The sequence below is a fragment of the Methanothrix sp. genome (assembly GCF_030055635.1).
Taxonomy (GTDB): Archaea; Halobacteriota; Methanosarcinia; order Methanotrichales; family Methanotrichaceae; genus Methanothrix_B.
Window position 1 is genome coordinate 1 of the sequence record NZ_JASFYM010000004.1, and the last position, 22212, is coordinate 22212.

20 protein-coding genes and 2 tRNA genes are annotated in these 22212 nt (G+C 54.7%); 5 read left to right on the top strand and 17 right to left on the bottom strand.

The genetic code is table 11. The features are described 5' to 3' along the window. From QFX31_RS02425 to QFX31_RS02480, 12 genes are all read right to left on the bottom strand, one after another. Positions 1 to 872: tyrosine-type recombinase/integrase (locus QFX31_RS02425; RefSeq protein WP_348530560.1), on the bottom strand; the 872-nt coding region annotated here is incomplete at its 3' end. 96 nt (positions 873 to 968) lie between these two features. Then, positions 969 to 1053: transfer RNA gene (locus QFX31_RS02430), tRNA-Leu, on the bottom strand. A 44-nt stretch (positions 1054 to 1097) separates the two neighbouring features. After that, positions 1098 to 1892 (bottom strand): DNA-directed RNA polymerase subunit D, encoded by a 795-nt coding sequence (locus QFX31_RS02435; protein ID WP_348530561.1) that lies wholly within the window; start codon positions 1890 to 1892, stop codon positions 1098 to 1100. 13 nt (positions 1893 to 1905) lie between these two features. Continuing rightward, on the bottom strand, positions 1906 to 2295 hold the full coding sequence (locus QFX31_RS02440; RefSeq protein ID WP_011696765.1) for a 30S ribosomal protein S11: 390 nt from the start codon (positions 2293 to 2295) through the stop codon (positions 1906 to 1908). Continuing rightward, on the bottom strand, positions 2292 to 2843 hold the full coding sequence (locus tag QFX31_RS02445; protein ID WP_297761556.1) for a 30S ribosomal protein S4: 552 nt from the start codon (positions 2841 to 2843) through the stop codon (positions 2292 to 2294). The genes QFX31_RS02440 and QFX31_RS02445 overlap by 4 nt, the downstream gene beginning before the upstream one ends. Positions 2844 to 2860: 17 nt before the next feature. Beyond that, entirely contained in the window at positions 2861 to 3343 is a 483-nt protein-coding gene (locus QFX31_RS02450; protein WP_348530562.1) for a 30S ribosomal protein S13, read from the bottom strand. A 551-nt stretch (positions 3344 to 3894) separates the two neighbouring features. Then, the gene (locus QFX31_RS02455; protein ID WP_348530563.1) at positions 3895 to 4638 is read right to left on the bottom strand and encodes a coenzyme F420-0:L-glutamate ligase; all 744 of its coding nucleotides are present in this window, start codon (positions 4636 to 4638) and stop codon (positions 3895 to 3897) included. Then, positions 4635 to 6047, bottom strand: a complete 1413-nt coding sequence (locus tag QFX31_RS02460; RefSeq protein ID WP_348530564.1) for a 2-oxoacid:acceptor oxidoreductase family protein — start codon at positions 6045 to 6047, stop codon at positions 4635 to 4637. The genes QFX31_RS02455 and QFX31_RS02460 overlap by 4 nt, the downstream gene beginning before the upstream one ends. Beyond that, entirely contained in the window at positions 6044 to 7087 is a 1044-nt protein-coding gene (locus QFX31_RS02465) for a 3-methyl-2-oxobutanoate dehydrogenase subunit VorB (RefSeq protein ID WP_348530565.1), read from the bottom strand. Before QFX31_RS02465 ends, QFX31_RS02460 begins: the two co-directional genes overlap by 4 nt. A gap of 4 nt (positions 7088 to 7091) precedes the next feature. Continuing rightward, positions 7092 to 8975 (bottom strand): AMP-binding protein, encoded by a 1884-nt coding sequence (locus QFX31_RS02470; RefSeq protein ID WP_348530566.1) that lies wholly within the window; start codon positions 8973 to 8975, stop codon positions 7092 to 7094. Positions 8976 to 8989: 14 nt separating this feature from the next. Then, positions 8990 to 9538 carry an XRE family transcriptional regulator gene (locus QFX31_RS02475; protein ID WP_011695353.1) on the bottom strand — a complete coding sequence of 183 codons (549 nt, stop codon included), beginning with the start codon at positions 9536 to 9538 and terminating at the stop codon, positions 8990 to 8992. Positions 9539 to 9736: 198 nt separating this feature from the next. Next, complete coding sequence (locus QFX31_RS02480) at positions 9737 to 12157, bottom strand: U32 family peptidase (RefSeq protein ID WP_348530567.1); 2421 nt, start codon at positions 12155 to 12157, stop codon at positions 9737 to 9739. 132 nt (positions 12158 to 12289) lie between these two features. On the opposite strand from QFX31_RS02480, the gene QFX31_RS02485 reads away from it, so the two are divergent. From QFX31_RS02485 to cofC, 3 genes are all read left to right on the top strand, one after another. Further along, positions 12290 to 12377 (top strand) — tRNA-Arg (locus tag QFX31_RS02485). Positions 12378 to 12715: 338 nt separating this feature from the next. Next, positions 12716 to 13687 carry a hypothetical protein gene (locus QFX31_RS02490; RefSeq protein WP_348530568.1) on the top strand — a complete coding sequence of 324 codons (972 nt, stop codon included), beginning with the start codon at positions 12716 to 12718 and terminating at the stop codon, positions 13685 to 13687. Positions 13688 to 13844: 157 nt separating this feature from the next. Beyond that, complete coding sequence (gene cofC, locus QFX31_RS02495) at positions 13845 to 14510, top strand: 2-phospho-L-lactate guanylyltransferase (protein WP_348530569.1); 666 nt, start codon at positions 13845 to 13847, stop codon at positions 14508 to 14510. A gap of 117 nt (positions 14511 to 14627) precedes the next feature. On the opposite strand, the gene QFX31_RS02500 is transcribed toward cofC, so the two are convergent. The 5 genes from QFX31_RS02500 to QFX31_RS02520 all read right to left on the bottom strand — a co-directional run bounded on the left by QFX31_RS02500 (position 14628) and on the right by QFX31_RS02520 (position 19204). Further along, a complete protein-coding gene (locus QFX31_RS02500) occupies positions 14628 to 16388 on the bottom strand; it encodes a molybdopterin biosynthesis protein (protein WP_348530570.1) in 1761 nt (586 codons plus the stop codon). Positions 16389 to 16392: 4 nt separating this feature from the next. After that, positions 16393 to 17511 (bottom strand): chorismate synthase, encoded by a 1119-nt coding sequence (gene aroC / locus QFX31_RS02505; RefSeq protein WP_348530571.1) that lies wholly within the window; start codon positions 17509 to 17511, stop codon positions 16393 to 16395. 3 nt (positions 17512 to 17514) lie between these two features. Continuing rightward, positions 17515 to 17937: a ribonuclease HI gene (gene rnhA, locus QFX31_RS02510; protein ID WP_348530572.1), complete on the bottom strand. Its 423-nt coding sequence runs from the start codon at positions 17935 to 17937 to the stop codon at positions 17515 to 17517. After that, positions 17934 to 18521 carry a flavodoxin family protein gene (locus QFX31_RS02515; protein WP_348530573.1) on the bottom strand — a complete coding sequence of 196 codons (588 nt, stop codon included), beginning with the start codon at positions 18519 to 18521 and terminating at the stop codon, positions 17934 to 17936. The genes rnhA and QFX31_RS02515 overlap by 4 nt, the downstream gene beginning before the upstream one ends. 146 nt (positions 18522 to 18667) lie before the next feature. Continuing rightward, positions 18668 to 19204 carry an adenylyl-sulfate kinase gene (locus QFX31_RS02520; RefSeq protein ID WP_348530574.1) on the bottom strand — a complete coding sequence of 179 codons (537 nt, stop codon included), beginning with the start codon at positions 19202 to 19204 and terminating at the stop codon, positions 18668 to 18670. 370 nt (positions 19205 to 19574) lie between these two features. Here QFX31_RS02520 and QFX31_RS02525 point away from each other — a divergent pair, with 370 nt between their 5' ends. Both QFX31_RS02525 and QFX31_RS02530 read left to right on the top strand, forming a co-directional pair. After that, on the top strand, positions 19575 to 20777 hold the full coding sequence (locus QFX31_RS02525; RefSeq protein WP_348530575.1) for a glycosyltransferase: 1203 nt from the start codon (positions 19575 to 19577) through the stop codon (positions 20775 to 20777). A gap of 87 nt (positions 20778 to 20864) precedes the next feature. Next, positions 20865 to 22193 (top strand): flippase, encoded by a 1329-nt coding sequence (locus tag QFX31_RS02530; protein ID WP_348530576.1) that lies wholly within the window; start codon positions 20865 to 20867, stop codon positions 22191 to 22193. Positions 22194 to 22212: the final 19 nt, after the last annotated feature.

A 22212-nucleotide genomic window follows, 5' to 3' on the forward strand; every position in this document is an offset into this window, starting at 1 on the left:
AGTCTCAGGAACTGCTCGTACTTCTCCCGCCTGGTCGCATCCGAGATGTGCATGTACCGCATGGTGGTGTGGACATCCGAATGCCGCATCAGCTCCTTGACCGTCACGATATCGCAGCCGCGTTTCACCAGGAGGCTCCCGACGCTGTGCCGCGAGAAGACATGGACTCCCCCTTTCTTCTCGATACCCGCACGCTTCTTGTAGTACATGAACATCCTGTACACTCCCCTGCGCTCCCAGCGTTTCCCGAAGTCCGTGTAAAAGAGCGGTTTGCGACCGTCGATCACGAGAGGAGGCCGGACCTCCAGGTAACGCCTGAGCGTCTTCGCGCAGTCATCGGTGATGTACACTATCGCCTCCTTTCCGCCTTTGCCCTCCACACGCAGTGTTAAGGCCTGCAGATCCAGGTCGCAATCATCCAGGTTGCATAGCTCAGATGCCCTCAGGCATCCATAGAACAGCGTTTGGAGCATTGCCAGATGCTTCAGGTTGGTGCATGCCGAAAAGATCCTCGCAATATCATTTTCGTCAAAGAAATACGGTATGGTGTTTGCAGGTCGGATGAACTTGAAACTGACGGCTTTCCCACGCATCTCATAATACCTCTGGATGGCGAAGCAGTAGTTGTTGATCGAGCTTCGAGAGAGCCTTTTCTCGTGAAGTGTTTCCTGGAAGGCAGCAAAATCGTCAGCATCCGGTTCATCCGTCCGTGCAAACTCCAGGAACTTCCCGACCCGAACGACATACGAGGATATCGTTGACTCCCTGAGACCACTCTCCTCGAGGTATCGAGTATACCTCTTCAATGCTGGCTTGAAGTCCTCTGTCTGCACTTCTCTCTTCCAGCTAACATCCAGCCGCTTCCTGGACATACTGCATCATCCCTGAAGCAGCGAGCGTGAAAAAGAATCCTGTCCCCCTGATATAAATTCTCTGGGAGTTATAGCTCAAAAATCGATACGCAGGAATGCGGGGGACGGGATTCGAACCCGCGAACACCTACGTGACAGGACCCTCAATCCTGCGCCTTTGACCATGCTTGGCAACCCCCGCATGCTTCTGGCAGAGAATACCGCATTGGATTTAAACCTCTCGCCTCAGGAGATCGAGGCGAGCGTATCCTGAAGGACCTCAGCCTTCTTCTTAAGCTCCTCCGCGGCCATCCTAACCAGATCCCTCGCATTTATAGACCCATCGCTCTCTATGCTCATGATGAATGCATCCTCCAGCGGCACGACTGAGATGGCCCGCTGGTCGCACTCCTCGACGCAGAGCCTGCAGAGCGAGCACTCTGTGATGTCCTTCACCTTGATGGTATCGTTCTCATCGAGCACGAGCACGCCACGCGGGCATACCTTCACGCATCTCCCGCAGCCGTTGCACCCGCTGATCTCTATTGACGGAAGGTTCTTGTAGCCGCAGAGCGTGCCGGCCTGCCACTTGGCATGCTCCTTTCCTGTGCGGAGCGTCGCGAAGCCCTCGATCACGAGCTTCTCACCCTCCCCGAGAACAACAAGCGGTATGTTATCGAATGCAGCCCTCACGGCGGGATCGCTGAATTTTATATCCCGTGAGTACACTGTCCCTGGGCCCTCAGCAGTTATCATGAAATCAATCCTGCAGCCTGGACAGCCAACACCGCCACACTGGCACTCATCCGGGGTAGAGTAGACGCTCAGATCATCAGCTTTTATGGGAACAAGACCGAGCCGTAGGGCGATCTGCTCGTCGAACAGCACGGATGTGTTCTCGTATATCGAGATCTCGTCGATAGCAAGCTTCGGGACCTCAGCTATGCACGACCGCCTGATGGCATTTGCAAATGCAGGAGTCACGCCGGAGAGGAGGAACCTCACCCGGTCGTCCCTAAGCTCGATTAGCTCAACATTCAAGGCTTATGCACCGTCAGACCCTTCTGCCCCTCTTCCCGCCCTTAGGCTTTGTGCCGTCATGCGGGATCGGAGTGACATCCTCTATCCGCCCGATTCTCAGACCTGCGCGCGCCAGCGCCCTTATCGCAGCCTGTGCTCCAGGACCTGGGGATCTCTGCTTGTTCCCGCCGGGTGCCCTGACCTTCACATGCACTCCGACTATGCCCTTGGCCTTGGCCTGCTCCGCGACCTGCATCGCCATCTGCATCGCGGTGTACGGGGAGCTCTCGTCTCTGGCGGCCTTTACCACCATACCGCCTGAGATCTTGGCGATCGTCTCAGCACCGGTCAGATCTGTTATCGTTATCAGCGTGTTGTTGAATGATGAGTAGATGTGTGCTATGGCCCATTTTCCCTCTGTCATGCCGACCCTCCAGCCCTGGCGACGATCTTAGATGACCTCTCCGGATGCCCCTCTCTTGCGAGCGGTGATCCTGCGTAGTAGTCGATGGTCATCTCGTCCCCTCTCTTCACAAGATAGCTCGGGACGGTAACCCTCTGACCTGCCACCTGGATGTGCCCGTGTGTTATGAACTGCCTCGCCTGTCGTATTGTATTTGCGAGGCCCTGCCTGTACACCTGGGTCTGCAGACGCCTCTCCAGGATATCTGTGATCTTCAGCGAGAGTATTGCATCGAGGTCAGCTCCATCCTTCAGGATGCCGAACCGCGAGAGTCTCTCTATAACCGCAGCGGCCTCGACATCTGCTCTGGCCTCGCCTCGAGCCTTTGATGCGAGAAGCATCCTTCCAACGCGCCTGTACTTCCTGAGAATGCTCTCGGCCTTCCAGAGCTCGCGCTTGTTTCTCAGCCCGTAGGTCTTTATGAGCTCGACCTCCTCGGCCATCCTTCCAGCTTCCCATGGCTTTCGGGGCCGCTCATATGTCTTGTGGCTCTTGCCAGGATATCCCATAAAATCACCTGCTCAGATCAGCTCTTTGTTGCCTGCGCCTTCTTCTTGGTGACGCCAACGGTCGCGCCGCTCCTGCCTGTGGATCTGGTCCTCTGTCCCCTGACTCTCAGGCCCAGCTCATGCCTTATGCCCTTGTAGCTTCTGGCCTTCTTCATGAGGTCGAGATCCTCGCGGAGTGTTGTGAGGACATCTGCGCCCATGACATGCCTGTCAACGCCTGTTATTATGTCCTTCCTCCGGTTCATCATCCAGGCCGGAATGCTCTCCGTGGCATTCTCTATCACGTTCTTCAGAGCCTCTATCTGCTCCTCTGGCAGCTTTCCGAGAATCGCATAGGGATCTACCCCTGCCTTCACTGCGAACACCCTGGCCAGCCTTCTGCCGACGCCCTTGATGCCGGTAAGAGCCATCTGAACCTGCTTCTTCCCATCAAGATCGGTGTTGTAAATGCGGACTATGTGCCTCAGCTCAACTGAGCTCTCAGTATCCTTCTTCTCCATCTCCAATTACTCCTCCAGAACGCCTGGGCTCGACGAGCCCGATCTGGAGCAGCCCCGGATCAGATCCGGCGCCGCCCACTCACCGGCTGTGCGGTGGGGCGATTGATGCAAATCCAATGCGAAGATACGCTCCTGATACATAAGATTATCTGTTTGGCGGTTTTCCGGTCTATCTTTGTTGAGTTGATCTCGACAGGCCGGCTCCTGTAGATGTTTGTCTTGAACAATGTCGGCATGGAAATCGACTCATTGAACATGTTAATACTTGTCCGACGCCCTGCAGCGTGGTTGATGGCTATGAATCGCCTGAAGCTATTGCTTTTGCACTTATCCACACGTGGTAGACCACCTGAACTTCAAACGCAGGGATAAGAAACTTGGAAGGCCTTCGATGAACAAGATCTGGTCGTGTACTCAGATCATTGAAATCAGCAGCATGTGGCCGTGCAGGATTGTGATCTGTTTTGCCTGAAAAGAGATTCCTGAAATTCCATTCAGTGATCCAAGTACACGACCGATATTTTGAGAGGGGCTCATTTCCTGCAGTCCTTTCAGGCCTCACGGCATTTTGACAGTACTGCTCTTATCACATCCCGCTCCTGGGGCATGAATACGCTGCCGTCGCCATCGAAGCGCGGCAGGCCGCGAACGACGACTGCAGGTGTCGAATCTCCTGCTTCGCCCATCAGCAGGTTCGCCATACCGGCGATCTCGTCTGCTACAGCCTCCAGGGTTATCTCGAGCTTTCTGCCATGGATATCAGATGCTCCTCTCCAGTCCCTGATGGGGGAGATGCCGGACCAGCCGATGGCCACGCCCGTGACGCCGAACCTGAACGGTCTGCCGCACGTATCTGTTATTATGACCGGACAATCCCTGCTCAGCTCTCCACGTATCCTCTCAGCGCTCAGCGATGGGTTCTCCGGAAGGAGCAGTATCTTCCCCGCGGGCACATTCGACTGGTCTATGCCGGCGTTGACGCAGACGTGGCCGAACCTTGTGACGACCAGGAGAAACGGGCTGTCCAGGAGGATCTCAGAGGACTCCTCGAGAACCGCCTGAACGAACCTGGGGTCCTTTCCGAGTTTCCCTGCTATCTCCAAGGCCCTCTCCCCCGGCGTGTAGGAGCTCAGCTCCCTGACCCGGCCCTCGGATTTCGAGACAACAGTGCTCGCGATGCAGATCAGATCGCCATCTAGGAGCTCGAATCTAGACTGGATCAGCTCTGCCAGGTTATCGCCCTCCTCGATAACAGGAAGACCCCTGACCAGATGCAGGCTTACAGATTCCATCATCGAACCATCTTCCGCACCCAGTCCGCCCCTGCCCTGAATATCTCCAGGTTCAGCGGCACCAGCTTTGGCTTCTTCGAGAACGCATCCTTTATCGCGCCCACAAAAGAGTCCTCAGGAAGACCGAGACGGTCGGAGGCCATGAGGGCGCCGAGCATCGCGGTATTTGCAGCCTGCTGCGCTCCCTTCTGCGTGGCTATCTCCGTCGCGGGCACAGGTACCGATCTGACGCCTCCCTGAAACTCGCCAGCGAGCATATCGTAGAGAACCAGCTCTCTGACGCTGGACGAGAACTTCTCCAGAGAGGGGCGGTTGAACGCCACCAGGATGTCGATCTCATCCACGACAGGAGATGCTATCGGCTCTCCGGATATGACCACGGTGCAGTTCGATGTTCCTCCCCTCTGCTCCGGGCCGTAGTCCGGGTACCATGAGACGAACCTGCGTGAGAGGTATGCTGCCTGGGCGAGCGCGAGACCCATGCTGAGAACTCCCTGCCCTCCAAATCCGGAGATCCTGATGCTCCTTGTAACAAACTCCGGATCATGCTCAGGCTCTATCGACTTTTCCCCAGACACACCGAATATCCGGTCAAGCGACTCCTTTGAGAAATCGCTCTTCATCCGCACAATCGGCTCGGCCTCTGCAGATCTATCCCGGAATCGCCTCAGCGGAAACTCCTTCTCCATCTCCTCGTTTATGAAGCGCTCAACTCCCCTGGCGTCCATCCTCAGTATTGTCGGGCATGGCGAGAGGAACTCCACAAACGCATACCCCTTCTTGTCCCGCTGTATCTCCAGCGCCTTTCTCACCGCCCTTCTTGCCTTTCGAATGTGCTCTATATCTGACAACGAGACGCGCTCTATGTACACAGGCGCCTTGAGCGTGTCCAGGATCTCGCAGATGTGCAGTGGATAGCCAGCCTCCTTTGGATCCCTGCCGGTTGGCGTCGTGGATGTGACCTCTCCGACCAGCGTGGTCGGTGCCATCTGGCCGCCCGTCATCCCGTAGACCGTGTTGTTCACGAAGAAAACTGCCATCTTCTCCCCGCGGTTCGCGGCCTGTATCGTCTCGTTGAGACCTATGGAGGCGAGATCACCATCCCCCTGGTACGAGATCACTATCGCATCGTCCTCAGCCCTTGAGATCCCTGTGGCTATCGCAGGAGCTCTCCCATGGGCTGCCTGGACATGGCCGCAGTCGAGGTAGTAGTAGGCGAAGACAGCACATCCCACAGGGCTCAGAAGGACGCATCTGTCCTGTATGCCCAGATCCGCCATCGCCTCGCCTATCAGCTTGTGAAGAATGCCATGACCGCAGCCGGGACAGTAGTGTGTCGCTCCTGGCGCGCTTCCTCCCTTTCGCGGATACTCGCTGTAAAGGCCCGGATGCCCGCCCAGATCCCTTCTCATCGGCTCACCTCCCTGATCTTTCTCATGATCTCCTCGCGCGTGATCAGATTGCCCCCGTATCTCGAGACAAGCTCAACATCAGCGCCTGTTGCGAGAATTATATCCTCCCTCATCTGACCGTCGCTCATCTCCACAGATATGAACCTGCAGCCCCTTTCAGCGATCTCCTTCAGCGCCATGTCCGGGAACGGGAAGAGCGTTATGGGCCTGAAGAGACCTGCCCTGATGCCCTCACGCCTGGCGGCATCGACCGCAGACCTGGCGATCCTGCTGCTTATGCCATACGATACCAGAACCACATCTGCATCATCCATTCTGTAGGTCTCATAGGAGACCTCGTTCTCCCTCATCCGCCTGTACTTCTCCTGGAGCCTGAGGTTGTGTCTTTCAAGTTCGTCGAAGTTCAGGAAGATTGATGTTATCACATTCCCTCTGGTCTCCTTTGTGCCGCAGACAGCCCACGATGTATCGATAACAGGAGTGATGGCTCTCTCAGGGAACCTCAGCGGCTCGACCATGTGCCCCAGAACGCCATCTGCAAGCACCACAGCGGGATTCCTGTATTTGAAAGCCAGATCGAATGCTTTCATCGTGAGATCGCACATCTCCTGCACCGAGTTCGGAGCGAGCACGATGTTCCTGTAGCAGCCGTGCCCTCCGCCCTTGACAGTCTGGTTGTAATCCGACTGCTCGGGCCCTATGTTCCCCAAACCTGGACCTGCTCTGTTGATATCGACAATGACGCACGGGAGCTCCGCTCCTGCCAGGTAGCTTATACCCTCCTGCTTGAGGCTCATGCCTGGACCTGAGGAGGCGGCCAGCACCCTATGGCCGGCAGCCGCAGCCCCGTAAACCATGTTTATCGCGGCCTCCTCAGACTCAGCCTGGACGAACTTCCTCCCAAGCATCGGGAAGTACCGGGAGGCCTCCTGCAGTATTTCACTTGCAGGAGTTATCGGGTAGCCGAAGAAGCAGTCGCAGCCAGCATACATCGCCCCGATCACAACAGCTGTGTTGCCCGCTACCAGCTTTGATGGCATGGTCTCACTCGCCCTTCGATGGTATGTGAACAGCAAGCGCGTTCGGCTCAGGGCATGTGTAGTAGCACGCGCCGCATCCGATGCATCCGTCGCCTGCGTACACGGAATACCTGTAGCCCCTGCTGTTCAGCTCCTCGCTCATCCTGAGCACGTTGACAGGGCATGCGAGAACGCACCGCTCACATCCCTTGCACTCAGTTATGTTTATAACAGGATACGGCTTGTCCTTCTCCCTTATCTCGACCCTGCGTATCTTCCCGCTTATTGTCTTGGGGAGCTCCTCCACAAACTCCACGATCCTGGGGTACTTGTAGGGAGCTGTTATCCTCTTGACATGCTCCTGCAGCTCTCTCTTCAGCTCCTCTGAGGGGGTGTATCCTTTTGTAAGAACCACCGTCGCCTTGATCACCTGCCCTCTGATGGGATCTGGAACGCCTGTTATCGCGCATTCCAGAACTGCGGGATGTGTCATCAGTGCGCTCTCGACCTCAAACGGCCCGACCCTGTAGCCGGAGGTCTTTATCATGTCGTCTGTCCTTCCGACGAACCATATGTATCCGTCCTCGTCGACCCAGGCGGTATCTCCTGTGTGATAGTATCCATCATGCCAGGTGTTCCTCACCCTGTCCGGATCGAGGTGGTAGTCGATGAAGAGCCCTATCGGCTTCCCTTTGTCCGTGCGGATGACTATCTCGCCCTCCTCTCCAACCTCACAAGGCCTGCTGTCTTTAAGAAGTATGATATCAAAGCCAGGGGCAGGCTTGCCCATCGATCCAGGCTTCGGCTCCATCCACGGGAAGTTCGCTATGGTCACCACGGTCTCGGTCTGGCCGTAGCCCTCCATGAGCCTGAGACCTGTTACCTCCAGGAACTTCTCATACACCGATGGGTTCAAAGGCTCGCCTGCGGTGACCGCATACTTCAACGTGGAGAAATCGTACTTCGACATATCTCCCTTGATCATGAACCTGTAGATCGTCGGAGGAGCGCAGAATGTTGTGACCCTGTATTTTGCGAGCTTCTCCATCATCCTTCCCGCGTCAAACCTGTCGTAGTCGTAGACGAAGACCGCTGAGCCAGCTATCCACTGGCCGTATATCTTGCCCCAGGCGCACTTCGCCCAGCCTGTATCCGCGACCGTGTAGTGCAGTCCATCGTCCATGACATTCTGCCAGTACTTTGCTGTCAGTATGTGACCCAGCGGATACGTCTGGTCGTGCTTCACCATCTTAGGATATCCGGTGGTTCCGGAGGTGAAGTAAGCTATAAGAACATCCTCGTTCCTGGTGGCCTCCTCTCCCACAGGTCTTGTGAAATCAGGAGATGCATCAGCAAGCGCACGCCGGAAGTTTATCCATCCATCCCTCTCCTGATCCTCTCCTCCCACAAACGCTTTTATGAGATCGACATCGCCAAGCTCTTTGTGAGCGAGATCGACCTCCTCGGGCACACCATCCTCTATGATGCACACAACCATCTTCAGGTTCGCCTTTTTTATTCTGTAGACGATGTCCTTTGCTTTCAGCATGTGCGTCGACGGGATCGCCACAGCTCCTATCTTGTTGAGCCCTATCATGCAGATCCAGAAGTCGTAGCGGCTCTTCAGCGTGAGCATCACGGTATCGCCTTTTCTGATTCCATAGCTCCTGAAGAGGTTCGCAGCCTTGTCGCTCCAGTGCTTCATGTCCCTGAATGTGAATATCCTCTCCTCTCCGTGATCGTTGCACCAGACAAGAGCAATCTTATCAGGCTGTTCCTCAGCGTAAACATCGACGACATCGTAGGCGAAGTTGAAGTTCTCCGGAACTATTATTCTGAAGTTGTTCCTGAAATCCTCGTATGAGTCGAACTCGACCCTTGACACGAACTTGTGCAGAAGCGATGCCAAATAAAGCCCCTCCCTCACATGACAATGACAAGCATCCTGGCAGGTCTGTTGTTGAGAGCCTCCATGGCATGATCATACGACGAATCGAAGAATATCGAATCGCCCTCGTTGAGGACGATCTCGTTGTTGTGGATGTATATCTTTATGGTCCCCTCGAGGATGTAATCGAACTCCTGGCCTGGGTGGCTGTATACTGCTGGCTTTTCAGACCTCGGCTCGACGGTGACTATGAACGGCTCCGCCTTCTTGTGAGCGAACCTTCCCGCAAGGCTCTGGTACCTGTACTGCTTCCTCCTCTCTACCTCCACGCCCTCTCCCTTTCTGGTCACGGTGAAGATGCTCATCTTCGGCTCCTGGCCTGTGAGCAGGAGGCTCATGTCCACATCGAGGCGCTGCGCGATCTTGAAAAGCAGGCTCGCCGGTATATCGAGATGGCCTGACTCGTAGCCGCAGTACGTCTCAAGCGGCACTTTGAGATAACCGGCCATCTCCTCAGGTGATATCTTTGAGAGCTCTCGAAGCTCACGTATCCGCGATCCGATCTCCTCAAGCTTCTCGTTCATGGTGGTCAAGCAATATCTGCATGTATATAGAACCTGTCGCTGAAGGTGCGTTTACTGGACCATGTTCCCTGTCTCATGACTGTCAGGCGCCAGAGGCTGATGGTGCCCGTGGCCCCTGCTGAAACGTTCGCGAATAAAGCAAACAAAATCCGTGCGCCTCAACAGCATAAGAGTTGCCGCTGACGCAGAGCTCTTCCCCTACACGCCTGCCTCTGCAACTCCCCTGAGGAAGTGACCTGAGGTGATCCCGCCCATGGCCATTCGCAGGATCCTGCTTTTGAGCTCCGGGATCGCTGAAGGCTCCCTCGCTGCCCTCGAGTAGATCTCTGCCATCTCCCTGGCGTACCTGCCGGTCCTCCATCTGGCATCTATCGCCACATAATCCACACCCATAGAGGAGATCTGCGGGATGTGATCCAGGAGGCAGGTCTCCACGCTGTTCAGTATGTTCGTTACACCTGTGGAATCCCTCCTGACAGGAAAGATGCGCTTGCGGTCCCTGATCGCGCAGCTCTCTCCCTCTGAGATGAGCCTGTCCTCTGTCACAGCGATCACGATGTTCCCCTGGGCGATCAGCTCGAGATCGGGTCTCTGCCGGAGGGACGCGATGGAGGCGATCTGGCGGGCGGAGAGCTCAGGCGAGAGCGTCAGGGCTCTCGCTCCGGAGAGCATGCAGACGCTGAGTGAGTTCCAGATGTTCAGCCCCGGACCTCCGAAGATCCTGCATCCGTATCGCTCTGCGGCCTCGAGAGCGCCCAGGTTCTCTACCATGATCTTATCAACTGAAATCTCGCGCAGAACGTCCCCGGCCATGCGGAGGAAACGATCCCTGGTTATCCGGGGCCACTTCCAGACCAGCTCTGCGCGCCCCTCGCAGAGATCGCATGCCCTCTCAAGGGCAGAGACCAGATCGTGCTCATCCCTGATCAGCGGCTCGAAGTACACCCTCTCCGCGCCACCCTCCAGCGCTCCATCAATCACATCCAGGCAGCCGGCATAAACCGATACCCTCAGCCGCTCAGCTCTCCTCCCAGTTCTATCGAGGGATGGCATTCTTCTTACGATGCACCTTCTTTTGTGAGCACGCACAAGAGCTGTCTCCGCAGCCTTGAGGATATCTCTGCGAAGCTGGTTGAGGTTCGCCGGCGTGGTGTAAAGACTCCCAGGATAATCGACTGTGATCTCCCTGAAGACGAACTGGGTGCCGCCGGTTCTCCTGATGTGGGATTCTATCTGTGAGACGCTCAGTGGAAGCGTTCTCGCAGCCTCCATGACAAAGCCCCCTCTCACGGATAACTCCATCCTTCCCGATGGACCATCGAGATACACATCCGCAACCGGCACCCCGTTATCGAATGATATCCTCAGATCGATGGGGATTCTATCTCTGCCTCTTCTGATGATGCTCTCAGCATCCTCCTTCAGGCGTGCGGATCGCGTTATGTAAACATCCATTCCTGCCCGAGCACCCTCAGGCACCCTGAGCCTGAGCAGACCATCCCTCAGATATATCTTCCCTCTCACAACGAATCCGATCTCCTCGGATCCGGAGCGTAGCACAGCCCCGTCACCGGGCTCTGGGATGATCCCGGTGGCAGATACAACTGCGACACCGCCTGAGCAGTTCAGGATCCTGCCCACCAGGACGCCCCTGTTATCCGGCATCTCCCTTCCCATGATATCATCTGCGCCCAGGATGTACCCTTCTGTAAATCCCCTGTTGAAGGCGAGAGCGAGCCTCTGGATCTCTTTCTCATCCGGCGTCCACTCGCCTCTCGCGATGGCATCGAGAGCCTCTCTGTAAACACTCGTCACAACAGCAACATACTCTGGAGACTTCATCCGCCCCTCGATCTTGAGCGCGTCGATGCCGGCTGCTACGATCCTATCAAGGGACAGATAGGTGCAGAGATCACGTGTGGAGAGCAGATATCCATCAACCCCATCACTTTTCAGCTCTCTCAGCCTTCCGTATTCGTCCGCAGCGCCCCTGAGCAGGCTGTAGGGCTTCCTGCACGGCTGGGCGCACATCCCGCGGTTTCCGCTTCTCCCGCCCATCGATGAGGACAAGAGGCACTGACCTGAGTAGGAGTAACAGAGCGCACCGTGCACAAAGACCTCAAGCCCGATGTTCAGATCATCAGAAACTATTTTTATATTTTTTATATCATCAACAGACAGCTCTCTGGCGAGCACCACCCTCTTCAGCCCGTTTCTTGCGGCCCAGATCACCCCATCCGTGCTGTGGATCGTCATCTGGGTTGAGGCATGAAGCTCCAGCTCCGGCACGATCTCCCTGGCGAGCCTGATGACTCCAGGATCCTGCACGAGTATCGCGTCTGCGCCGATCTCGCAGAGCTCTGTGAGGTAATCCTCCAGCTCGTGGATCTCACCATCGTGAACCAGAGTGTTCACAGTCACATAGACCCTGACACCCCTCGCGTGGGCGTAATCCACAGCATCCTCCAGGCTGGGGAAGTTCTCTGCGAACATCCGCGCGTTGAATCGCCTTCCTCCAAGGTAGACAGCATCCGCTCCAGCTGCAACAGCCGCTACAAGCGCATCCCATGAGCCGGCCGGCGCCAGAAGCTCCGGTATCGCATTCCCTATCGAACGCATTTCAGATGAGTTCTGCAGCGGCATCATTAATATGCATGTCCCCGGTCACCGCTGAAGCTGCATCTACTAACGGGAGAGCTCCATGCAGCGCCTGGAAAGGTTAATAACAGAGGGAGCACGAGGTGATCACGCGGGCTCGTGGGGTAGAGGATATCCTAGCGGGCTTCGGAGATCTCATCGAGGAGACCCGCTGACCTGGGTTCGATTCCCAGCGAGTCCGTCTTGCGACATGCTGGTTATTGTACCTTGGGTATTGAGTCATGAATGCCCGCGGTGCGGGCTCAGGCTGGACCGGGACCACAATGCAGAGCGGCTACTTATAGCAGGCCGCTGCATCTACGCTGGTAGAACCACTTTGAACATGCTCACGCTCCCGGACTTTGGGGTATAGAGCCTGTGGGGTATCGGATGAATCGAATCGAAGAAACCTTCGACTTCGTCGGGGGGCTTCGACGACTCTCGATACAATCGAGAGGCTTCGAAGCGAGTCGAAGCGCAGGAAGCCAATCCCCTTCAGGGGAAAGGAGGTCACATGTAAATGCATTCTATACAACCAGGATGCTCCGCTGCCTGCTTGTTGTATTGATCCTCATACCTTCCGTGGCATCTCAGGAGTTCATGCTCTTTGCAGATGACTGCTACAAGGCCGCTGGCTCCCCTGATATACAGATCTCAGCTGTGAATCCCCTCATCGATGCTGGAATGCCCTGTGTCCTGAAACTCATCGTTGCGAACGACGGCAGGCTCGATGCGCTCATCCCCACAGGCTTCTCAGGCTCCGAGGATCCGGAGGGGGAGATGAGGGAGGAGATGAGGGCAGCGGATGCTCTGAATGTGGTTGTGGAGGTATCAGCTGATGTAGGATTGAGGACACCTGTTCAGAGGAGGAGCATCCCTCTGCTCCCGGCGGGGTCTCATGCAGTTCTCGAGTTTCCTGTGGTCGTGGATTTCAACGCATCGAGCTGCATCCTGAATGTGAATGTCACATACGAGCATCAGATAGATGCCAAGATCTCGAAGGGAAAGCCGGTGCAGCTGTACGTTCCAGGCAATGCGAGCAGGAGCATACCCCTGGAGGTTCGCAGGAGCGAGAGGCTCAGAGTGCTTCATACCGATGGAGAGCTCCGGGCAGGCTCCAACAGGAGCCTGGGGATAGTGATCAAAAACCAGTCTCCATGGACGCTGAGGAACTGCAGTGTCAAGCTCATCGCATCCGATCCCATTCGATCGTCACAGCCGGCTGTATGGATTGGCAATCTGATGCCCGGCGAGCCGGCCCTGGTGAGGGTGTGGGCTGATGTGGAGGGGAATGCCAGCCTCGATCAGTACCGGATCTCATGCCTGATAGACCACGATGAGGGTACGGAGCGTCTGACATTCCCTGTGAGAATCTCCAGAGGTCGTTCGTCGATCACATGGATGGCAGCAGCTGTTCTCCTTGCAATTCTCATCGCAGCGAACCGCATGAGGCGCGCTGGTGGTCTGAGACGGAGATCCAGCCTGCGGGCCGCAAGGAGAAGGCGCAGGTGAGCATCGTATTTTGCGCCCTGATGCTCTCCATCAGCGGGTGCTGAGGCAGTTCTTAGAGGGCTTCGATGTGCAGGCGGTCCGGAGCTGACGCTGAGAAAGCATCGGCTCTGTCTCTTGCACACGAAAACCATTTATCTGCATCATCTGAGATCAGCGTGTGCTCAGACCTGTACAGTGCGTCGTGCCGTTCAAGTCGAGCGGGTGCAAGACACGCCTGTCCCCGGTGCTTTCCGGTGAGCAGAGATGGCTTCTGGCAGTGGCGATGCTCAGGGATGTGCTCAGGGCGCTGAGGTCGATCGGGATGGTGACCGTGCTGGCGCGCCCCGGGATGAGCGGAGATCTCATTGCAGATCTCAATGCATCCCTGAGGTTCTCCGAGCTGGAGCTCGGGGATGCTCTGAACGAGTTCATCGATGAGAATGCAGCATCTGGATGGCCTTATGATGTTCTTATAGTCATGGCAGATCTCCCCCTGCTCAGGGAGGAGGATGTGCTCGGAATGCTCCGGTCCCCGGGCGGCGTGGTGCTGGCCCCGGGCCGCGGGGGCGGTACCAACATGATCCTGATAAGGGACAGGAGGTTCAGGACTGTGTACCAGGGCATGAGCTTTGCGAGGCACCTGAGAGAGGCTGAGGAGCTGGGAATCGAGACGGGATACTACTATTCATACAGGGCAGGATGCGACATAGACGAGCCCGGGGATCTGATCGAGATAATGCTTCACAGCAACGGCGAGGCGAGGGCGCTGCTGGAGAGCTTCGGGCTCCGCATAATCGAGGGCGAGGGAAGAGCCAGGCTGAATCAGCTCCAGGCTGATGGGTAGCGCATGTGGGGGTCTGGGATTCGCCAATGCCCACCATTTCTCTCGTAGGGCTCCGACGCATCTGAAGTAGGAAAGCGGAGGACGCGCCTAAAATTCGTTTGTTTCATCCAGTCTGGTTCATTCATCTGATGCATCCGCGTTCTGGGATATCTTCCTGAGCGCATCAGCGATGTTTTTTATGACATCACTCTCATCGTCTGTTCTCGCCACAATGTGGGCCACATCCTCAGCCATATACTTGAACTGCAGCCCCCACATCTCAGCTGATTCTTTAATGCCGAAGGCCAGATCCGCCCTTCCCTGGAGCACGGCCAGAGCTGCGCCTGAGTGGGTCCTGACCTCCATAGATATCCTGACGTCCGGGAGCATCGAATCCATTATGGATCTGATACCAGACTCCCTGCTCCATGCTGCGAACGCGGCGCCATCCGGATTCAAAAGAATGTCATGATTCCTGGAGATCAGCCCCAGCTCTCTCCTGTAAGATGCGACGACCATGAGATCTGCGGGCAGCTCTGTTGCTGCTGTGACGCACGCGAGATCCGCCAGCCCGTCCTGGAGATCTGATAGCGCTCTCAGCGAACCCCTTACAAGGTACCTGAACCGTAGATCCATGCGGTCCAGAGCATCCTCCAGCAGGGGGCAGCTCTCCCCGCTGATGATGAGATCGATGTCATCACAGGAGAGCGGATGGACATCGACAACCTCCCCTGCATTCAGATACTCTCTATCAGCAGGGATGTCGATGATTCCATCGGACGCTGCAAGAGTCGTGACAGCGCCGCTTCCCCTGTCGAACGGGTACGCCCTGCCCCTGTGCAGGATAACAGGAAGCATCTGCCTCCTGGATTCAGACCTGAAAGGCCTGGCGAGTGCTGCTTTTACGGAGACCGGACGGGATCTCAGCCCAAGGGAGCGATGTATCACTGGAGATACAAGCTGCCAGAAGACGGCCAGCGCGCTCGTCGGATACCCTGGCAGACCTACCACAGGCTTCCCACCCACCCTCCCGAAGAGCGTGGGCTTGCCAGGCTTGAGGTTTATCCCGTGGAATACCAGCTCCCCCAGATCGCCAACAACCCTGTAGAGCATATCGCCCCGGCCTGCAGATGTCGACCCGCTCAAAATCACCATATCGCAATCGATCACAGCATTGGCAACAGCCTCTGAAAGGGCATCGTAGCTGTCCGGAACGACGCCGTAGACCACAGGCTCTGCGCCGAGCTGTGATAGAGCGGATGAGATCGTGTATGTGTTCACGTCGTAGATCCTGCAGGGCATCAGATCCTCATCAGGCGATACGATCTCATTGCCTGTCGATGCCACCCCCACCTTGAGAGACCTGATGTTAACCCTGGAGATGCCGAGGGCTGCGAGCATGCCTATCTCCCTCGGGCCGAGAGGTGTGCCCGCGCTGAGCACTCTTTCTCCTAAGGAGACATCAGCGCCCCTTCTCTGGACATTCTCATATGGATGCACCGGTCTTCTTATCACAACATAACCATCGACCACATCAGCATGCTCGACCATCACAACAGCATCCGCGCCCCCGGGCAGCGCAGAACCTGTGGAGATCTCGACAGCCTCTCCAGGGCCCGCAGATGCATCGGGAACGCTGCCGGCAGACACAGACCCCACGATCCTGAGCATGACCGGAGAGGGCTCTGACGCGCCGAAGGTATCCTGGGATCTCACAGCATATCCATCCATGGCGGCGCGATCGAAGTGAGGAACATCGATCTCCGCTATCACATTCTCAGCGAGAACCCTGCCGAGCGCATCCTTCAGATGAACACTTCTTACCCTGGGAGCTGGTGCATCTCCGAGAACTAGCTCGATCGCCTTATCCAGGGCTATGAGCCTGTGGAAGCTGTGCACAGCATCACCTCAGCCTCGCGGACCTCTGGCGGAGGAGATGATCCGCAAGAACCAGCGCGACCATCGCCTCTGCCACAGGCACTATCCTCGGGGGGATCGCGGGATCATGCCGCCCCCTGACAGAAATATCCACGGACTCCCCTGACTGCAGATCCACGGTCCTCTGGGAGATGGCGATGGATGGAGTGGGCTTCACGGATATCCTGCACAAAATCGGGGCGCCGGTGGATATGCCTCCAAGTATTCCACCGGCGCTGTTCCTCTCGAACGATATCCTGCCGTTCTCATAAAATATAGGATCGTTCATCCCACTTCCCCTCAGCCGGGCGCTCTCTGTACCCGCTCCTATCTCAACGGCCTTCACCGCGCCTATGCTCATCAGCGCCTTTGCGAGATCAGCGTCCAGCTTGTCGAAGACAGGCTCGCCAAGTCCGGGGGGCACACCGATCGCCACGACCTCCACCACCCCGCCCATGCTGTCTCCCTCTGATCTCACGGACTCAAGGAGCGAGAGCATTCTGGCCGAAGCATCCGCGTCCGGGCATCTTATGGGGCTCGATTCCGCTCTCTCTCTGATGCCAAGAAGCTCCTCACGATCTATGCTGCCCCGCGATGTCCATAACGGCAGAGACGCCCTGATGCCGCCGAGCTCGATGACATACCCAACGATCTCCACCCCGAACTCTGAGAGGAGCTTCTTCGCCACAGCCCCGGCCGCGACCCTGCCCACTGTCTCCCTAGCAGATGCCCTTCCGCCGCCGCGGTGGTCCCTGATCCCGTACTTCGCATGGTAAGTGTAATCAGCATGCCCGGGCCTCGGGGTGTGGCGGATGGCATCGTAGTGCAAGCTCCTCGCGTCCCTGTTCCACACCAGCATCGATATGGGCGTGCCGGTTGTGAGCCCCTCAAAGACACCGCTCAGGATCTCGACGGTGTCAGCCTCACGCCGCTCAGTCGTCGCCGTGCTCTGCCCTGGGCGCCTCCGGTCGAGCTCCCTCTGCACATCCCTCTCGCTGAGCTCTATCCCTGCAGGGCAGCCATCAACCACAGCGCCCACCGCTCTTCCGTGCGATTCGCCCCAGGTCGTGACCCTGAAGACCGTTCCGAATGTGCTCCCGCCCATCGTTCACTCCTGCCGCCTTCTGTGCATCTCATACGCGTATTTGGAGAGAGCATCTGCCTCTGCGTTCGCCTCTCTCGGTACCCAGACGAACTCGTGATCGATTCCCTCGAGCATGCTCTTTATCAGGGGGACGTACCGCCTGGACGTCTCCGATCTGACCATCCATTCGCCCCTCATCTGCTTTACGACCAGCCTGGAATCACCCTTGAACACCACTCTATCCTGAGGGGCATTTGCGCGAATCCACCGGATCGCCGCGAGAAGGGCCTCGTACTCTGCCACGTTGTTCGTCATGCCCATGCCCTCGCCCACGACACCCCATCCTTTGTGAATCAGCTCGCCGTTGCGGTAGACGAGATAACCATATGCTGCCACGCCGCCCGGATTCTTTGGACTGCAGAGGCCGTCGAAGAATACCGTGATCATTCGCTGCTCCAGCATCCGCCCTTCTTTTTGAGATCCAGCAGATCGCAGAGCTTGCTGGCAGTTGCCTCGACCGTTGAGATGCCCACATCATCGTTCTCAGCGGGCCTGACCGCGATCCCGCCGAAGTGGCTGTTGTCGCCAACAACGATCATTCCGTGGATGTGCATCCATGCGTGTATCGCCTCTATCGTCTTCTCCTGGCCGCCGTTCCTAGATCCGCCGACGGCTATCGCGCACCCGGCCTTGTCTTTGAGCTTGAAGCCCTGCCTGCGCAACGGCAGGGTGCGGTCGAAGATCGCCTTGAGCTGCGCTGTGACCGAGCCGAAGTAAACGGGAGATGCGACCACGATGCCGTCCGCGCTCTGGAGCAGCTCATAGATTTTAACCATGTCATCGTCGATCGGGCATGCCTTCCCCCTGCCGCACTCGCCACAGTCAGTGCAGAACCCGACTCTGAGCTGCGAGCAGAGCACGCTCTCAGTTCTGTACCCCCTCTCCGAGGCAACCCTGAGCGCCCTCTGGAGGAGGTACTCTGTGTTCCTTCCGCTCTTCGGGCTTCCGGATATTCCAAGCACCATCGCCATCGTATCACCCTTCAAAGAGATTCCACGCATCTATATGAGCTCTCGGTCTGGATTCTGGGATCCTGCTGATCTGAGGAGCGCGGAGTGGTGTCAGAAAGCCGGCGCTCCACTGTCAGACAGCAAATGAGAACACGTTCAGGCCACACTCACATCGCAAAGATCTCCAGTATCCTTTTTGATATGTGCTCCGCTGCGCTTTCAGGGTCCATCGTGGTCGTGTCGACTACAATTTCCGGTCTGAGAGGCTCCTCGTATGCCACACCGACGCCCGGGACCCTGGCGCCTGAGGCGGCTTTTTTGTATACGTTCTTCGGCGCGAACTCCGCCTTTCTGGCAGCCTCCCTTTCCATGCACACATCCAGTGGGGCCTTTATGTAAACCTCCGCGAACCTATCCACGAGCTTTCTCGCGAGATCTCTGTAGCTCCTCCGGTTTGCAGTCGCATCGATGATCACATTGACGCCTGCATCGCATAGCAGCTTCGCCATGTATGCAAGGCTCGCATATACGATATCCCTCTCCTCATCTGTGTACCTCGGATTAGGCGTTATCACCTTTCTTATCTCGTCGAGCTCCAGTATCCTGGCCTCGACGCCCATCCTCGAGAGGTGCTCCCTCGTCCTTCTGGCGATCGTGGTCTTGCCGCATCCGGGAAGACCGGTGAACCATACAGCCCAGGCCATGGTCAGGAGTGTGGCAGGCGATCTAATAAAGCTGCGCACACAGCCAGCACAGCGAAAGCCATGCATCATCGGTTAAGGGTGGGTTTAACAGTGTGTGTGGTTCTGTGGCTGGCCACACGATATCCTGCATTAACCAAAACAATACTCTTATTTTGGAAGAAAACATCCCTTATCTGGTTATTGGCTTTAATCTTATTCGGACAGATCCCAGAATATTTGAAAATTTTAATATAAGTCGCTGGATCAATAAAAGCGGAACATATTAATATGCCACATTCAAGCTTTTAAGTCAAAACAAATGTAGTTATCTGAAAATCAGTCTGATGAAGGTTCATGAAATATCAACAACTTGCAGTTTGGTGGTGAGATCGTGTTGGAGTATGATAGCATAACCAAAGCTAGGTCATTAAATCCAAAGCGGCTTAAGGTTCTGCACATTGCTGGTTTGTTTCCCACAAAGCAAAACCCTGTTGCAGGAATTTTTGTTTATGAGCATGTGAAGGCAACAGCACTACACTGTGAGGTGATTGTTATATATGCAGAAAGCGTATATGAGCAAGTTAATGGTCCTTATGAGATCGAAGACAATAGGGATAACACCATTCGTGTTTTGCGCATACGCTGCAGGAAGTCTCCTCTCCCCAAGACATCTTACCTCATTTATATGTGGGGTATATTTGCAGCATTTCGAAAGCTATTGCGTGAGGGGTGGCAGCCTGATGTTATTCATGGGCATATATACTCTGCAGGTGTTCCAGCAGTGCTGATAGGGAAGCGCTATGGAATACCGGTGGTTATCACCGAACATTATACGGGATTTCCGTTAGGGATAATTCGGGGTATTACCAAACAAATGGCGAAATTTGCCTTTGAGCAGGCAAACATGGTATGTCCGGTGAGTGATTATCTGAGAAGATGTATAGAGGCGTATGGAATAAGGGCGCGTTTTCGTGTGGTCCCCAATGTTGTTGATACATCGCTTTTCGCACCTGAGGATACAACCCATATGAGAGAGTCGAATCTAAAGCGATTACTTCTTGTGGCATTGTTAACCCCCAAGAAAGGCGTGCCGACACTACTTCATGCTCTGGCCCTACTTAAGGAGGTGCGGAATGATTTCGTCCTAGATATTGTGGGTGATGGTCCGAATCGTGCTGAGTATGAAGACTTGTCTAGCAAACTTGATTTACAGGACATTGTCCGATTTCATGGATTTTTGAAAACTAAGCAAGAGGTTGCGAAATTCATGAAACAATGTGATATTTTTATTCTTCCCAGCTATGTTGAGACTTTCGGTGTGGTGCTGATCGAAGCTTTAGCTTGTGGGAAACCAGTAATTGCTTCAGATATAGGGCCATCACGAGAGATTATAACTGATGCTGTGGGAAAACTTGTCGCACCTGGTAATTCAAAAGCTTTAGCGGAGGTTATCAATTATATGTTAGACCATTATCAAAATTATTATCCGATAAAGCTAGCAGAATATGTTAGACAACGGTACAGTTATGAGATTATAGGAGAACAATTTTATAAAATATATAAAGAATTAAGTAATCCTACAAGTGGTGCGTGAACGTTATGCACTGCTGCATGAGATTGGAACATAGTGAGAAACCAACCACCTTGTATCATATTAAATAAAATTATTTCAAATATATTTATGAATAACAGAAATTTTGCTAGAGGAACGGCAGTCACATTTTGTGTAGGCATACTCAATTTGCTTTTGGGTATGGGAACTTCCGTCATTTTGGCCAGAATTCTGGGCCCAGAGGGTAATGGAGCATATTACATTGCTTTGCTTCTCCCTTCTTTTATCATAACTTTCGTCAACGTTGGGATTGGTCCTGCAACGGTCTACTACGTGGCCCGCGGTGAGTTTCGTTGGCAAGAGATTCTAGGGAATAACGTATTGCTCAGTATAGCTATTAGCGTCGCCGGAATTCTAACTGGTTTAATAGTTGTGATATTCTTTCGAGAAATAGTATTTCCCGGTATTATGACTGAATATCTTCTTCTAGCGTTAGTTCTTGTACCATTGGAGATCTTTTTCTCCTACCTCCATTACATATTGCTTGGTGCACAGCGCATCGAGGATTATAATTACGCTCAGGTTTGTCAGTCTGTTCTTTTTTTTGGGTTTGTTTTTATTGCTCTTTTCCTTTTTAGAGCTGGAGTAGCTGGAGCAATACTTGCTGGAATATTTACGTGGATTATTGTAGATCTCATAATACTTCGATTAACTAAGAAGATTGCCGGAGGAATCAATTTTAAGCCCAACATTTGCTACATAAAGAGGGCAAGCAAATATGGTATTCAGGCGCATATATCAAATATCCTGGGCTTTCTCAATTACCGGATAGACATGGTTCTTGTGAATTTCTTTTTAGGACCTGCAGCCGTTGGGCTTTACGCTGTGGGGGTCGGGCTGGTAGAAAGGCTCTGGATCATCTCCCAATCTGCTAGCACAGTTTTATTCCCAATAGTTTCTGCAGAGACTAATGAGCGTAGTAGGAAAGATTTTACTCCCTTAGTAGCTCGTACAGTAATGTGGATAACTACATTAGGCGCTTTAGCTTTCGTGTTTTTTAGTCGTTATATTGTACTTCTTCTGTATTCTGAGAAGTTTTTGCCCACAGTCGGCGCTTTGCAGGCATTACTACCTGGGATAATAGCGCTTAGTGCTGGTAGAGTGTTGGCGAACGACATTGCTGGGCGGGGATTTCCACGCCTGAATATTTACAGTGGAGTAGCTGCTGTAATTACTAATGTGGCCCTCAATCTATTATGGATTCCCACCTACGGGATTGTAGGTGCTGCTTGGGCTTCTACAGTATCATATGTGGCTTCGTTCCTATGCTTTATCTACTTTTATTCTAAACTATCCGGCAACCGATGGAGCATAGTTGTTTTACCGCAAAAGGGTGATTTTTCACTCTACTGGAAGAGTGCTAAAGCAACATTTAAGTGGGTGTGTTGGTGGAGGTAAGAACTTTGAATCTAAGCTG